The organism is Mordavella massiliensis, from assembly GCF_016901695.1.
GTDB classification, from domain to species: Bacteria; Bacillota; Clostridia; order Lachnospirales; family Lachnospiraceae; genus Claveliimonas; species Claveliimonas massiliensis_A.
Genome location: NZ_JACJKS010000005.1, coordinates 1 through 14,020 on the forward strand (window position 1 = coordinate 1; position 14,020 = coordinate 14,020).

The following is a 14,020-nucleotide window of genomic DNA, read 5'->3' on the forward strand; positions in this document are numbered from 1 at the left end:
TCCCATGTCTAACTTTCTGTAAAAAAGAGAAGTTCCGAAGAATGATACATTTTTATATCAGTTCTTCGGAACTATGGGTTTGTTCCAATGTTATCTTAATGACATTGGGTTTAAACCAGGCTTTTTTTGATTGATGTAAAGAAGGCGATATTTTGTATCGATTAACGAAATGATGTGTATTTATTCTGATTTAAAGATAAGCTGGATAGACTTATATAAATAAAAAGAAACACGATAACTGTTGGTTATGTGTTTCTAGGAATTCGGATTATCATCTATATATTCTATAATGTCAGAGACAGAACAATTTAACAGACGGCACAGCTGATTGACAGTATTTGTGCTGATGCTGTTGCCTTTCTTAATGGAGTAGTAGGTAGCTTTGGAAAACCCCTTTTTGAAAAGCGCATAGGAAGTAAAAGAGAGAGAGGCACACTCTGCCTATGGCAAATATAACAATGTGTTTCTCTCCGAAACAGAATATGGAGAATTGAAACAGGAGATCCGGGAATTAGACAGGCTGATTGAGGAACTGTCCAGTTATATGCGTTCCAGTGGAAAGCAATATGCTGATCATGCTGTTACCTTGAGAAGATGGGCAGAACGCGCAGCCCCGGTAAAAAATATTCTGGATTATACCTGTAGTGAGGAGGATAGCTTATAAAAAGGGAATGAAATTAATTCTAATTGGAGGTTGTTAATCATAGCCTGTAAAAAACGGACAAGGAGGTGGGACCGCCGTGAAGAAACAAAAACTGAATTATCGCTTTCATGACCCAAATGATCCGGCGGTTGCTGCTGAATACATATTGAAAGTGTTTGTTGAGGCAAACCAGAAGAAGGTGGAGAAGGTGATCAGAGATGCCAGTCGGGAGAAAGAAGAAAACTGTACATAAATTATTATCTGTGGGGTATGCCATCAGGTCTGGAGAGTGATATACTATTGAAAAAGAGAAAACGAGGCGGAGTTATGACATTATGGCATGTGCAAAAAATATATATAGAAGATAATCCTAAATTTATTGTATTACCATATTATTTTGGGAAAAATCTGAAAATAGAAAACAGCTATAAAGCTACAATTAAGTTTTTATGGAACAGTCGTCTGTCCGAAGCAGAAGCTGATAAACTTTGTGAAAGGAAGAATAAGAAGATACAGGCGGGATATGATCATTAGTAATTCTCTTCGTATGATTTGATATACAAATTGTATGGCATAAGATATAATGAAAGTGGTATATAGCGAAGTATTTTGAACACAGTTAAGAAAGTGGTGAGGTAGTATGCCGGTTTATATTTCAGATATCATGCAGGATTTTGCAAAGAATGTAAGAAGAATGTTGGGCGATTCGCTTGACAGTGTTATTGTGTATGGGTCTTATGTAAGGGGAGATTATTCCGAATTTTCGGATGTTGATGTAATGATTCTTGTCTCGTTGGAAGAGGAAGAAATTAAGAAGATCTCAGATCGGATCAGTGATCTTGCTTTTGATTTTATGATGAAGTATGGCATTGACATTTCCCCAGTAATAACAAATACAGAGCATTTCAATTATTGGGTAGACAATCTGCCTTATTATCGTAATGTCAGAGATGAGGGGGTAAGGCTTAGTGCATGATATGAACAAAGATATGGAATTGTCAAAATACAGATTTTCCCTTGCAGAGGAAACTTATAAAAATGCGAAAATGTGTTTTGATAATGGGTTTTACAGAGACTGTATTAATCGGTCTTATTATGCTGTGTTTTATGGAGTACGCGCTGTTCTTGCATTGGATAGCATTGATTTCAAACGGCATAAAGATGTTGTGGCTTATTTTAATAAAGAATTTGTTGCAGCGGGCAAGTTTCCGGGAGAAATGGGCAGACGTCTGGCAAGATTAAAAATGAAAAGAGAAGAAAGTGATTATAATGATTTCTTCATTGCATCAGCAGATGAAGCAAAAACACAGCTGGAATCTGTAGAATATATGCTGCCGTTAATAAAGGAATATCTGGAAGAGCATAATGTGAATTTTAAATAAAAAAGTAAAAGTCAGGGGAAGTAGTTTTGCTTCCTCTGTTTTTGTTTCAATTTTTAAACCAAAGTCTTTATCTGTACAAATCTTTTATATATGTTATAATCAAAATAAAAATAGTAACTGATTGTAATAGATGTAACAGAAAGGCAAATGCTTATGAATATCGCAGCCTACTGCCGTGTCTCCACGGATAAATCCGACCAGCTGAACAGTCTGGAAACCCAGAAGCAGTTCTTTACGGAATATGTTCAGCGTACCGGAGATCACCTTGTTAAAGTATATGCAGATGAGGGGATTTCCGGAACGAAAATTAAAAACAGAAAAGAATTTTTACAGATGATGGCCGATGCAGAGCACGGCCTTTTTGATATGGTTGTCGTAAAAGATATTTCCCGCTTTGCGAGGAATACCGTGGATCTTCTTCAGAACATCCGCCGTCTGAAAGCGCTTGGAATCGAGACGCAGTTTCTCACGGCCAACATGACCAGCATGGGGAACAGCGAGTTTGTCCTCACCATCTTTGGTGCTCTGGCGCAGGAAGAGAGTGCCAATACATCCAAACGTATCAAGTTCGGGAAAAAGGTGAATGCGGAGAAGGGCCGGGTTCCCAATATTGTTTTTGGATATGATAAGACGATCGGCGATTATTTCAATCTGGCAATCAACGAGAAAGAGGCAAAGGTGGTACGGCAGATCTACCGGTGGTATACAGAAGAGGGCTACGGCTGCGCCGCTATTTCCAACAAACTGAATGAACAGGGAAGTCGGACAAAGCGGAACTGTAAGTGGAGTCAGAATGCGGTCAGCCGGATTCTCACAAACGAACTTTACACGGGAAAGATCATTAACGGGAAACAGGAAGTAGCAGATTTTCTTACCGGACAGCGGAAGGAAAAGGATGAAACGGAATGGCTGGTGACAGAACGGCCAGAACTGCGGATCATTGATGATGAAGTGTTTGAACAGGCGCAGAAGATTCTTCATTCCCGGAATCAGGCGTTTAACCTGAATCATGAACGGCAGAGTAACAAATACCTGTTTTCTACGTTGATCAAATGTAAGGAGTGCGGATGGTCTTTCCGCCGGACCGTGCGAAAGTATAAGAATACTTACGTACGCTGGGTATGTTCCGGACATAACGGGAAAGGTGCAGATTCCTGTCCTAATGCAGTGACCCTGGATGAGGAAGAACTGATTGAAGTGCTGCAGGAATACTTTTCGAATGTACTGAAGAATAAGAAAAAAGTCATTCAGTATGTGGTGAAGGAATTTCAGCGTGTCTACAAGGCGAAAGATGAAAACGTGGAGTATGAAAAAGAGTTGAAGGACAAGCTGGCAAAGCTGAAAGCCATGCGGGAGAAATATATGGACATGTATACCGATGACCTGATCACAAGGCAGGAGCTGAATGACCGGATCGGCGGGGCAAGACAGGAAATCGAGCGGCTGGAAAATGAATTAAAAATGGTGACCTATCAGATCACAAAGGGTGATCAGCTGGAAGAATTGCTGAATACAACGTTTCGGTCGATCGAGGACATTACAGATGTGCACCAGATGACCAATACCCAGCTGAAAAAAATTATTGAGAAGATTGAAGTGGACAAAGATGGAAATGTAGACATTTACCTGAAATTGCTGGGAGAGTTGGGACTGGACGAAGCCATACTGGTTGAAGACCGGTCAGAAGTGTCGAATACAGAAAACGCTCAAAATAATCACGACCGCACATAAGGACGTCACCGACCGCCTTCTCCAGATCAATCCGTCCCTGGCGGCGGAGGCCCGCAAGGTGCTGGACGTAAATAAATCCGAGCGCCACATCCGGGGCGGACTTGCCACCCGGGAGAAATATCTCCACCAGCACGCCTGATCGGAAGCCGGCGTCAGGAGTAGAGATGATAGCCGTTTTTGCCGTTTTTCTTTGCGGTATAGAGCGCCTTGTCAGCTTTGATGAAAAGCTCGTCGTAGGTGTCCCCGTCTTCCGAGACGACGCAGCCGATGCTGCAGGTGATTTCTTTCGGCAGCCCCGACATCTGGATGGAGCGGAGCATCTGCAGGATCAGGCTTGCCTTCTTTTCCACGATGGCAGTTGACATGGGCCCTTTCATGAGGACGATAAATTCGTCGCCTCCAAAGCGCCCGATGAGATCTGTGGAGCGAAACGCATGCTGCAGGAATTCGCCGATCTGGCGCAGCAGTTGATCCCCGGCATAGTGGCCGAGGGAGTCGTTGACCAGTTTAAAATCATCCAGATCCAGAAGCAGCAGGGCGCAATGACTGGAGGGCGTAAGGCTCTCCATGCAGCAGCGCCCTTTTTCCTCGAAAGTCTGCTTGTTCAGGATCCCGGAGAGAAAGTCCTGCTGGCTTAACTGCTGGTATTTCAGACGGAGATCAAAATCCGTACACCGCAGGTGAAGGATCGTGTGCGCGATGACGAGGGAAAACACAAAAGCCACAATGGAGGAAAAAATATCGTACTGCGCAATATAATGGACTTTATAAGAGGAAGTGAGCGCGATGTACGCCGCTTCAAACGCCAGAAACAGAAGGTAATTCTGGTGGATCGGGAAGATGAACAGCGCCGGAAGGGCGATGATGATGGGCGGGAAGAAAGAGCCCGGCGCTTTTGCGTCCGCGAAGATATCGATCAGCAGGATGAAGATCATCTCCACGATCTCAAAGATAAAGCATAAAGCGGTGACGAACCGGTAGCTGCGCGTCTTTTTCCTTGCGTACAGGCTGGAGACGACCGCGAAAAAAAGGGCAGCAGGAAGAAACAGTAGATGCTGCGGGCTCATACGCCAGTCATCGATGATAAACGGCGTCAGCAGGAAGAAGATGAGGAGCAGGGCCACGGTGCTGATGCTGGCGAGCTGCAGAAAGAGCAGGTTCTGCCCGGCGATCTCTTCCTTGGCAGTGTGGAAGTACTGCCGTTTTTTCTCTATATCAGTTCTTACATATCCCAGAAATACATGCATAGTCTTCCCCTCCAAAACGAACCCTTTTTGAAACGGATCCTACTATGATCTTATTATAAAGACGCGGTCGGTCGAAATCAAGAAAACCATGGAAAGAATTTCCGGCAGCCGGTAGCGGCGCTTTACTCTTTGTTCACAATATCTTCATAATATAGTTCTTGCATATCTGACAAAATATGGTAAGATATCTCCTGAAAAGGAGAGACAGATATGAACAAAAAGACAGTTATCTTTCAGGGACCTGACGACGTCGTGAAGTTCGTGGACAGGGTCGGCAAGTATCCGTACGATATGGATATGAAGAGTGGAAGATATATCGTTGATGCGAAATCTTTGCTCGGCCTTATGAATCTCGGATTCAAAAAGAAAATCGAATTAAAAGTCTACGAGGACGACTGCGGGGAACTCTGGGACGACATCCGGGAGTTTGTGGCATCGTAGGACGAGACGCAGGTAAGAGAGCGGGGCGCGGCTGCCCGGCTCTCATTTTTTCGCATTGCGCCCGCGGGTGTGCGGCGTTATAATAAGTACTGCCGGTCTGCCGGGGAGAAGGCGGGGCCGGGGAAATAAAATGATACCATGGAGTCCTGCAGATGAAACTCGCAAAGACGATTTTTAAGAATATCCTGAAAAATGAGACCGTGTGCTGCGCGGCTCTTGTGCTGGCGGCGTCGTCAGCCTTTTTCGTCCATCCGGACGAGGCCTATCTGGCCTACCCGGACTACCGGACCCTCGCCCTTTTGTTCTGCCTGATGATCATTGTGGCGGGCTTTCAGTCCAAAGGGGTGTTCGCCATGATGGGACATGCGCTCCTTCGCAGGGCGCGGAGCCTGCGGGCGCTGGCGGCGGTCATGGTGCTGCTGTGCTTTTTCTCCAGCATGCTCATCACCAACGATGTGACGCTTCTTACGTTCGTGCCTTTTACCATGCTTGTGTTCCGCATGATCGGGCAGACGGAGCGGATCGTGAAGCTGGTGGTGCTGGAGACGGTGGCGGCCAACCTGGGCAGCATGGCCACGCCCATCGGCAACCCACAGAACCTGTACCTCTACTCCATATCCGGTCTGTCTGGCGGCGGCTTTGCGGCGGCGGTGCTCCCCTACGCGGGGCTGTCCCTCCTCCTTCTCATGGGAGCGGTCCTGCTGGGGCGGGATGAGCCGCTGATGGATGTGGGGACGGAGCGGAAGCACAGGACGGATGTGGGGAAACTGATGCGGGGCATCTTTCCCTACCTGTGTCTTCTCGTCCTCTGCCTGCTGGTGGTGTTCCATGTGCTGCCGTACATTCCGGTGCTCCTCATCGTGATCGCGGTGACAGCGCTTGTCAACCGCAGGCTGTATCTGGAGGTGGACTATTTCCTCCTGCTGACCTTCCTCTTTTTCTTTATCTTTGTGGGAAATATCAAGCGCGTCCCGGAGATCAGCGCTTTCCTTGTCTCCGTGGTGGAGGGCCGGGAGCTGCTGACCGGCGTGCTGGCAAGCCAGGTCATGAGCAACGTGCCGGCAGCCATCCTCCTGTCCGGTTTTTCCGCGGATCTGCCGGCTCTTCTGACCGGAGTGAACCTGGGCGGCCTGGGGACGCTCATCGCCTCCCTTGCGAGCCTGATCTCCTATAAGATCTTTACGAGGGAGTATCCGCACAGCAGGGGGCGGTTCCTGAAAGTGTTCACCTTCTGGAACCTGGTCTTTCTGCTGGCGCTCCTGGCGGAGGCAGCGGTTCTGGGCGCGTTTTCGGTTTTGCCCTGAACGGTAAGATAAATCTTTAAATACATACGGAGTGCGTGTGGGAAGTCCCCTGGAACAAAGAAAGCGATTTCCTTGTTCCGGGGGACTTTTTTGCTGTTTTCATGGAAAAATATTCCAGTATGCATGGCGGAAGGATGGTGTTAGGATAGACGGATAAAAGCTTGTCGAAACGTGCAAAATACAATAGCGAAACTTGTTTAGTAAAACAGACAAATTGTGCAAAATGTCGGAAAATAGTTTCGTAAAGTCAAAATATTGATTAAATTTTCGAAAAATGGTAATGTTTAGACAAAATTAAGCAACTATAATACTTCTGTAAATGCCGTGAAAGGAAGGAAAAATGAACATACACGATATTGCAAGACTTGCCGGTGTTTCTGCTTCTACAGTGTCAAAGGTCATGAATGGCAAAGACCGTGATATCAGTGAAGTAACCAGACAAAAGGTTCTGGATGTGATTGAGAAAGAGCATTATATCCCCTATTTCAAATACAGGGAAAAGGAAGGCCTGAAAAGCCACCTGATCGGCATGATCGTAAAACTTGATAACAGGGAGAGAGAAAACATCGTGCTCAGTGCGGAAAGCGCAGCGAAGCAGAAAGGATACAGCCTGGTGCTTGACTGTGTGAAAGCAGAGGAGGAGATCCCGGCAGCGATCGAACAGATGAACCGGCGTCAGGTGTCGGGGCTTGTGATCGATTCTACAGAAAAGTATTTTTGCGACCGGCTGGAAGAGACAACTGTTTACCTGTCCCGGACGAAAGATTTTGATGAAAAGCAGAAGGTTACCTTTTATTACAGACTTTCTGATGCGGGCAGGGTGGCGGCAGAGCGCCTGATCGCGGAGGGACACCAGAAGATTGCGTGTATTGTCAGGCAGAGCGACAGATCTATTATAGAGGGCTACAAAACAGCGCTGCAGGATCATGAGCTTCCTTTTGAGGAGGTGTGGACTTACGAGGGAAACTGTCTGGGAGATATTGAAAGGCATGGAATCCGCCAGTGCCTGGGAAAAGAAGTAACTGCCGTGGTATGCGGTTCGGACGAGATCGCCTGCAGTGTATGGAAGATGATGGAGAGGATGAAGACGGTAATCCCGGACAGCCTGTCTGTGATCGCAGTGGGAGACAGCCGGATGCTTTGGATCTTCGGGGACGGGATCACTTCTGTCCGGCTTCCGTCGGAATGTATGAGCCAGAACGCTGTAGAATATGTGATCGATATGATCCGCGAGAAGAAGACGATCGAGCTTATGAGAAAGTTCTCTCCGGTTCTTGTGGAGAGAGGCAGTATCGTTCCGCCGCCGCAGGAGAAGCAGAGCGGTAAGATCATCGTTGTCGGAAGTATGAACATGGATGTCACCATGGAAGTATCCAGGATCCCGGTCAACGGGGAGACGCAGCTAGCAGAGAAAATGCTTGTTTTCCCGGGAGGGAAGGGCGGAAACCAGGCGGTCGGGGCAGGAAAACTCGGCGGACAGGTGTATATGATCGGGTGCCTCGGAAACGATATGGACGGGAAGCAGCTCTTTACCGGACTGGCAGGGAATCATGTACATATGGACGGCGTGATATTCGACTCAGAACTCCCCAGCGGTAAGGCCTACATCAATGTAGACAGCAACGGGGAGAGTACGATCGTTGTATATCAGGGGGCGAACAGAAATCTTGACATCTCCCAGATCAACGGATGCAGATACCTGTTCCAGAGCGCAAAGTACTGTCTGCTGTCGATGGAGATACCTGACAAGATTGTGGAGTATACGATCAAGTTCTGCAAGCGGAATAATACGGAAGTGATTCTGAAACCATCCGCCACAGAAAAGATCAAGGATGAGCTTCTGAAGGATATCGCATATTTTGTGCCGAATGAGAAGGAGCTGGATCTTCTGATCCCCGGATCGCAGAGCCTGGAGGAAAAAGCGGAAATCCTGAGAAGCCGCGGCGCAGAGAATGTCATAGTGACGATGGGAGCAAGGGGGTGTTATCTGAGAAACAAAGATTTTGCCGTGCATTTCCCGGGCTCAGGTTTTGAACCGGTGGATACAACGGGGGGTGCAGATTCGTTTATCAGCGCGGTGGCGGTCTGCCTGAGCGAGGGGAAGCACATTGTCTATGCGATCGGATTTGCGATCTATGCTTCGGGGATCACGGTGACCAGGTATGGTGTGCAGCCAGCTTTGCCGGACCGGAAGGCGGTCTTTGTGTATGAAGACGAAATATATGCAAGGTACAGTGCACTCGCAGAAGGAGGGAGGGAAAAGAGTGAAGAAGATACTGGTGATAGGCAGTCTGAACATGGACTGTATGATTGAGACGCATCATATGCCGAAACCAGGAGAGACAGTGCTGGGAAATTCCGTGACGCTGATTCCCGGAGGGAAAGGGGCCAACCAGGCCTATGCAGCCGGTAAACTGGGAGGCAGGATCGGAATGATCGGAGCAGTTGGAGACGATGCTTATGGGAGGAGGCTGAAGGGGAATCTGGAAGATGCAGGGGTCAACACAGAGTGCGTGGAGATCATCTGCGGGGGGACGACCGGGCAGGCATTTATTACGGTGGATGAAGATGGAGAGAACGCGATCATTGTCATTCAGGGTACGAACAGAGATGTGACAAGGGACCGGGTGCAGAAATTTGCGGAGAAGATCCGGGATAGCGATATTATCGTGATGCAGATGGAAATTCCGGCGTCCACAGTGGAGTATGTGAAGGATATGGCTGTGGAGATGGGAAAGACCGTGATCATCGATCCGGCGCCCGCGCAAAGGGAGCTTCCGGACAGTTTCTGGAAGGGGGTTGACTATATCAAACCTAATGAAAGCGAGCTGGAGATCCTGACCGGCAGAAAGATCAGGACAAAGCAGGATATCCGGGACGGCGCGAGAATGATGCTGGATAAGGGGGTAAAAGGGGTGATCGTCACGCTGGGCGAGGATGGCTGTATGCTGGTCACAGAAAATGGTGAGAAATCCTTTGAGACAACCAAGGTAAAAGCAGTGGACACAACAGCAGCGGGCGACAGTTTTACGGCAGCTTTCGCAGTTGCTCTAAGCGAGGGAAAAGATTGCGAGGAAGCGATCCGGTTCGGACAGAAGGCGTCAGCGGTCGCTGTAACGCGAAAAGGAGCACAGACGTCCATGCCGTCCAGAAGCGAGATAACCAATTAGTAGAAAAGGAGGAAATGAAATGCCAAATTTAGCAAAGAAAGCCAGGATTACTGTATTAAAGAAAATCTCCTGCTCCGATATCGCGGAGCAGTATATGGGAGATGATTACAAGGAAATGGATATGATGCCGTGTCCGTACCTGCAGGAAGGCCAGGAATTCATCTCAGATGACTGGGGAAAATGTCCCGAAGGGTTCTGCGGCTGGGCCTGGGCAGACATCCATCAGTATCTTGTACAGATCATGAGCGGCGGAAATTTCACAACATATGCAAAGGATGAGGGCGTGGCGATCGCCTGCTGCACAGACGGTTTCCGTCCGGTTGTTTTCAAGATCGAGAGAATAGAAGAATAAGAAAGAAGGCGAGGAAATGGCTGAATACAAGCTGTTGAAAGGCGGAGTCCTGTTGGATGGGACAGGTCCGGTGACAAAGGAAAACATGGATGTGCTGATCAAGGGGAAGTACATCGAAGAGATCGGGCCGAACGGTACGGTGAGATATCCGAAAGGGACGGAAGTCATCGACTGCACAGGACATGTGATCATGCCGGGACTGATCGATGCGCATCTTCACCTGTTTGGAAGACAGGTGATGTCACATGTGGTACATATCTGTGAGGATCCGATCCTGCACGGAATGCGGGCAGTGCTGGATGCATGGCGGCTGATTGACGCGGGCTATACAACAGTCAGGGACTGCACCTCTGGAAACGGCATCCCGCTTCGGAACTTCATTGCCGAGGGTGAGATGGTAGGCCCCAGGATCCTTGCCTGCGGTCTGGCCCTTTCCCAGACAGGCGGACACGGAGAACTGATGCATTCCGTTCCGGTGGAATTCTCCAACCGGGGTCTGACATGCCGGCTGGCAGACGGAGTCGGTGAAGTGAGAAAGGCAGCCCGCGAGCAGCTCAGAGCCGGGGCAGACTTTATCAAGATCTATACTTCCGGCGGTGTTATGTCAGAGTACGGATCTTCCCAGGAGTGCCAGTACAGCCTGGAAGAGATCCAGGCGTGCGCAGAGGAGGCTCATAACCGTGGCGTGCGGGCAGCAGCCCACGCGCAGGGACGGCTGGGAATCATCAATGCAGCCAAAGGCGGGATCGACAGTATCGAGCATGGTGTCTATATGGATGAGGAAGGGCTGGAACTGATCCTGAAGCATAAATGCTTCCTTGTGCCTACAATCTCGATCTTCAATGTGATGAAAAACAAGGGCGCCGCGTGCGGTATGCCGGATTACAAGATCCGCAAGGCGGAGAAGCTGATAGAAGTGCAGCTCAAATCGTTCCACAGAGCATACAAGGCAGGTGTGGTCTGCGGGCTTGGTTCAGATTTCCTGAGCGACTCCTCTATGACGCCCATGGGCGGAAATATTGTCGAAGTGGTTGACTACGTAGAGCGTGCCGGATTATCCGTGGGCGAGACGATCGTATGTGCGACGCGGAACAATGCCAAAATACTCGGGATCGAGGATGTGACAGGCACGGTAGAGAAAGGGAAATATGCGGATATTCTCGTCGTGGATCAGGAAATGCTTACAAATATCCGCGTGATCGCGGACCGGACACGGATCATGAAGGTTTACAAAGAAGGCGAGGATATCCCGCGTCTGAATATTGACAGATTCAGGAGGTTTGACTGCCATGAAATATTCCAGTGAAGAATTGGGAAGACAGGCCGGTATACTGATGAGGACTCACGGACTTCTCTACTATGCGGTGAGCCGGGTGCTGACAGAGGAGGAAGGGTTTGAAGGCGGCCGGGCTGTGCGCCACTGGATCCGGATACAGGCCAACTGGCGCGGGGAAGAGATGAAGAAAGCGCATACAGCTTTGCGTATGCCCATTGATGTGGAACATATACAGCGTTTCTGGGACAATGCTCTCTCAGATTTCTGGTACAGAAAGGAGGGAAAATATACCACGTATGATGTAGCCATGCAGGTTCCGTCGTGTGCCTATGCGGACGTGTGGCAGGAGAGAGACTGGTGGATGTGGGGACATGTCTATTGTGACGAACTGCATCAGCATATCCTGGAGAAATATAACCCGGACGGGGTCGTTGTCATCCCGGAGTGTCTGATGAAGGGGGACAGGCAGTGCGATTTCAGATGGATCCTGCCTCCGTTTGCCCAGATGAAGTTTGATGACGTTAAAGACGACTATCCGGGACAGGACCACGAGAAGGATTACCTTGCACAGACGCCGGAGGAGGCGCAGAAAAAGAATATTCGCAGAGGCACAAGGCTGCTTGGGATGGAACTTTACATGCTGAGGGAGACGCTGCGGGAGTACTTCCCGGAACGGCAGGAAGAACTGTATGAGAAGATCCTGAAGCTTCTGGCACAGGAGCGGGCGGCGGATTTTGTCAGATTCTTTGAGGCTTCGCATGAGGACTGGAAGACGTTTGTCACAAAGAGTTTTGACCTTCCTTTTATAGCGTTTGAGGCGGAAATTGAGGAAGATGAGACGGAACTGAAAGTGACATTCTCAGACGATCCCATCCGGGAAGGACTGGCCTATTTTGATATGGCGGAGGAAGCATATCAGTTTATGCATCAGCAGTGCTGCTGGATGAGTGAAGAAGAGCGAATGCCGGTAAAGATGAGATTTGAAAAAAATGCAGAAGGAAAAGGGGAACTTGTTATTGAAGTAGTGTAATGTTTCAGAGGAGGAAAAAAGATGAAAGAAGTTATGAAAAAGAGGTTGCTGTCGATCATACTCGTTGTGGCGATGTGCCTGCCGTTAGCGGCCTGCTCCAAGAGCGGGGGCGAATCGGAGGACGGAAAGAGAACGCTCCATATTCTTGGGACAGTAAGAAGATATGAGGGCGAAGAGGAAGCCTGGGAAGAAGTATTCAAAGATTTTGAGGAAGAGTACAACTGTACGATCGAGTACCGGTGGCAGGGCAAGGTGGACGATATGGTGACGAACCTGGAGGCAGCCAAGATTTCCGGCGAGGAAGTTGATATCTGTTTCCCGAACGGAGGACGTGTATATTCAAGCCTGGCACCTAACGGCATGCTGATGGATCTCACGGAACTGATGGAGCCCTTAAAAGACCGGTTCAAGGATGGCGTGCTGGATTACTATACGATCGGCGACCATCTCTGGGGCTTCCCGTACGGTGATCAGAGCTCGAGTGTCCTGTACTATAACAAGACCATGTTTGACGAGCTGGGACTGGAGGAGCCGGAGACTTTTGATGACCTGATCGAGTGCGGCAAGGTGATCCAGGAGAAGAAGGGGATCATGCCAATGATCCATCAGGGCAAAACACAGAGTTACTGGCTGATGTATTACGGAGATATTTATGCACAGACAAGCGGAAATACATCGATTGAAAATATCAACGAATTCCTGACAGGACAGCATGAGTTTACAGGCGAGGCGGAGATCCAGGCGTTTGAGGTGTTCAAGCGGATGTACGATGAGGGGCTGTATACGTCTGCCAGCTTTGAGACGGATGCGGATGGTATGAAAGCTGCCTTCGCACAGCAGGAAGCGGCTATGTTCTTCGGCGGTACATGGGAGCTTGCCCCGACAAAAGAACTTGTGAAGGACTTTGAGTTCGGCGTGACATCGCTGCCGAGGTTTGTGGATGATGAGAACGTTATTGTACAGCATGCGGGTGCGCCGGACTACGGTATTGCAGTACCCAGCTTTGCAAATCAGGAGAACCTGGACCTGATCATGCAGTTCTTTGAATTCATTTTAAGAGAAGAAAATGCGCAGAAGATCCTTTCCACTTATCAGCCGATCAACTGCCCGATCAACGGCGTAGAGACGATCGACGATGAATATGCACAGAGGATCGGAGATGAGATGGTTCCTCTCAATACAATCTGGATCGACTGGGTAATGCCCATTCAGATGAATGACTCCCTGATGCAGGCCGTACCGGCGGCTATGTCCGGAGAAGTAACCCCGGAGCAGGCTGCGCAGCAGGTGCAGGATGCATTTGACACACTGGTTGAGGAGACAGGTTATCAATATGACTGGTGGGAGGCCTGGACAGACGAGCAGTGGGATGCTGTAACGCCGAAGGAGATCCCGGAATTTGAAGTAAAGTAGACAGGTGAATGACAGGGCAGACAGCAGTGTG

15 protein-coding genes and 1 pseudogene are annotated in these 14,020 nt (G+C 48.8%); 14 read left to right on the forward strand and 2 right to left on the reverse strand.

Annotation, left to right across the window (positions count from 1 at the left end):
* Positions 1 to 255: 255 nt before the first annotated feature.
* Positions 256 to 384: pseudogene (locus H6A20_RS13705) on the reverse strand (helix-turn-helix domain-containing protein); the annotation flags it as partial.
* 356 nt (positions 385 to 740) lie between these two features.
* Here H6A20_RS13705 and H6A20_RS04515 point away from each other — a divergent pair.
* The 6 genes from H6A20_RS04515 to H6A20_RS04540 all read left to right on the forward strand — a co-directional run bounded on the left by H6A20_RS04515 (position 741) and on the right by H6A20_RS04540 (position 3,895).
* On the forward strand, positions 741 to 896 hold the full coding sequence (locus H6A20_RS04515; protein ID WP_204905983.1) for a hypothetical protein: 156 nt from the start codon (positions 741 to 743) through the stop codon (positions 894 to 896).
* Between the two features lie 17 nt (positions 897 to 913).
* Positions 914 to 1,177, forward strand: a complete 264-nt coding sequence (locus H6A20_RS04520) for a hypothetical protein (RefSeq protein WP_204905984.1) — start codon at positions 914 to 916, stop codon at positions 1,175 to 1,177.
* Positions 1,178 to 1,283: 106 nt separating this feature from the next.
* Complete coding sequence (locus H6A20_RS04525; protein ID WP_204905985.1) at positions 1,284 to 1,619, forward strand: nucleotidyltransferase domain-containing protein; 336 nt, start codon at positions 1,284 to 1,286, stop codon at positions 1,617 to 1,619.
* 1 nt (position 1,620) lies between these two features.
* Positions 1,621 to 2,025, forward strand: a complete 405-nt coding sequence (locus tag H6A20_RS04530) for a HEPN domain-containing protein (RefSeq protein ID WP_204905986.1) — start codon at positions 1,621 to 1,623, stop codon at positions 2,023 to 2,025.
* Between the two features lie 153 nt (positions 2,026 to 2,178).
* Positions 2,179 to 3,756, forward strand: a complete 1,578-nt coding sequence (locus H6A20_RS04535) for a recombinase family protein (RefSeq protein WP_204905987.1) — start codon at positions 2,179 to 2,181, stop codon at positions 3,754 to 3,756.
* Entirely contained in the window at positions 3,695 to 3,895 is a 201-nt protein-coding gene (locus H6A20_RS04540; protein WP_476739004.1) for a sporulation transcriptional regulator SpoIIID, read from the forward strand. The genes H6A20_RS04535 and H6A20_RS04540 overlap by 62 nt, the downstream gene beginning before the upstream one ends.
* Positions 3,896 to 3,908: 13 nt before the next feature.
* Here H6A20_RS04540 and H6A20_RS04545 read toward each other — a convergent pair whose 3' ends face one another.
* Positions 3,909 to 5,003 (reverse strand): GGDEF domain-containing protein, encoded by a 1,095-nt coding sequence (locus H6A20_RS04545; protein ID WP_204905988.1) that lies wholly within the window; start codon positions 5,001 to 5,003, stop codon positions 3,909 to 3,911.
* Between the two features lie 210 nt (positions 5,004 to 5,213).
* Between H6A20_RS04545 and H6A20_RS04550 the strand changes: the two genes are divergently transcribed.
* From H6A20_RS04550 to H6A20_RS04585, 8 genes are all read left to right on the forward strand, one after another.
* Complete coding sequence (locus H6A20_RS04550) at positions 5,214 to 5,444, forward strand: HPr family phosphocarrier protein (protein WP_204905989.1); 231 nt, start codon at positions 5,214 to 5,216, stop codon at positions 5,442 to 5,444.
* Between the two features lie 152 nt (positions 5,445 to 5,596).
* Positions 5,597 to 6,748 carry an SLC13 family permease gene (locus tag H6A20_RS04555; protein ID WP_204905990.1) on the forward strand — a complete coding sequence of 384 codons (1,152 nt, stop codon included), beginning with the start codon at positions 5,597 to 5,599 and terminating at the stop codon, positions 6,746 to 6,748.
* A 340-nt stretch (positions 6,749 to 7,088) separates the two neighbouring features.
* The gene (locus H6A20_RS04560) at positions 7,089 to 9,062 is read left to right on the forward strand and encodes a PfkB family carbohydrate kinase (RefSeq protein ID WP_204905991.1); all 1,974 of its coding nucleotides are present in this window, start codon (positions 7,089 to 7,091) and stop codon (positions 9,060 to 9,062) included.
* A complete protein-coding gene (gene rbsK / locus H6A20_RS04565) occupies positions 9,046 to 9,918 on the forward strand; it encodes a ribokinase (protein WP_243426127.1) in 873 nt (290 codons plus the stop codon). Before H6A20_RS04560 ends, rbsK begins: the two co-directional genes overlap by 17 nt.
* 19 nt (positions 9,919 to 9,937) lie before the next feature.
* Positions 9,938 to 10,270, forward strand: a complete 333-nt coding sequence (locus H6A20_RS04570) for a TIGR04076 family protein (protein ID WP_204905993.1) — start codon at positions 9,938 to 9,940, stop codon at positions 10,268 to 10,270.
* A gap of 16 nt (positions 10,271 to 10,286) precedes the next feature.
* Positions 10,287 to 11,576, forward strand: a complete 1,290-nt coding sequence (locus H6A20_RS04575; RefSeq protein WP_204905994.1) for a metal-dependent hydrolase family protein — start codon at positions 10,287 to 10,289, stop codon at positions 11,574 to 11,576.
* Positions 11,560 to 12,576 carry an L-2-amino-thiazoline-4-carboxylic acid hydrolase gene (locus H6A20_RS04580; RefSeq protein ID WP_204905995.1) on the forward strand — a complete coding sequence of 339 codons (1,017 nt, stop codon included), beginning with the start codon at positions 11,560 to 11,562 and terminating at the stop codon, positions 12,574 to 12,576. The genes H6A20_RS04575 and H6A20_RS04580 overlap by 17 nt, the downstream gene beginning before the upstream one ends.
* Before the next feature lie 21 nt (positions 12,577 to 12,597).
* A complete protein-coding gene (locus H6A20_RS04585) occupies positions 12,598 to 13,989 on the forward strand; it encodes an ABC transporter substrate-binding protein (protein ID WP_204905996.1) in 1,392 nt (463 codons plus the stop codon).
* The last annotated feature ends 31 nt before the right edge of the window (positions 13,990 to 14,020 follow it).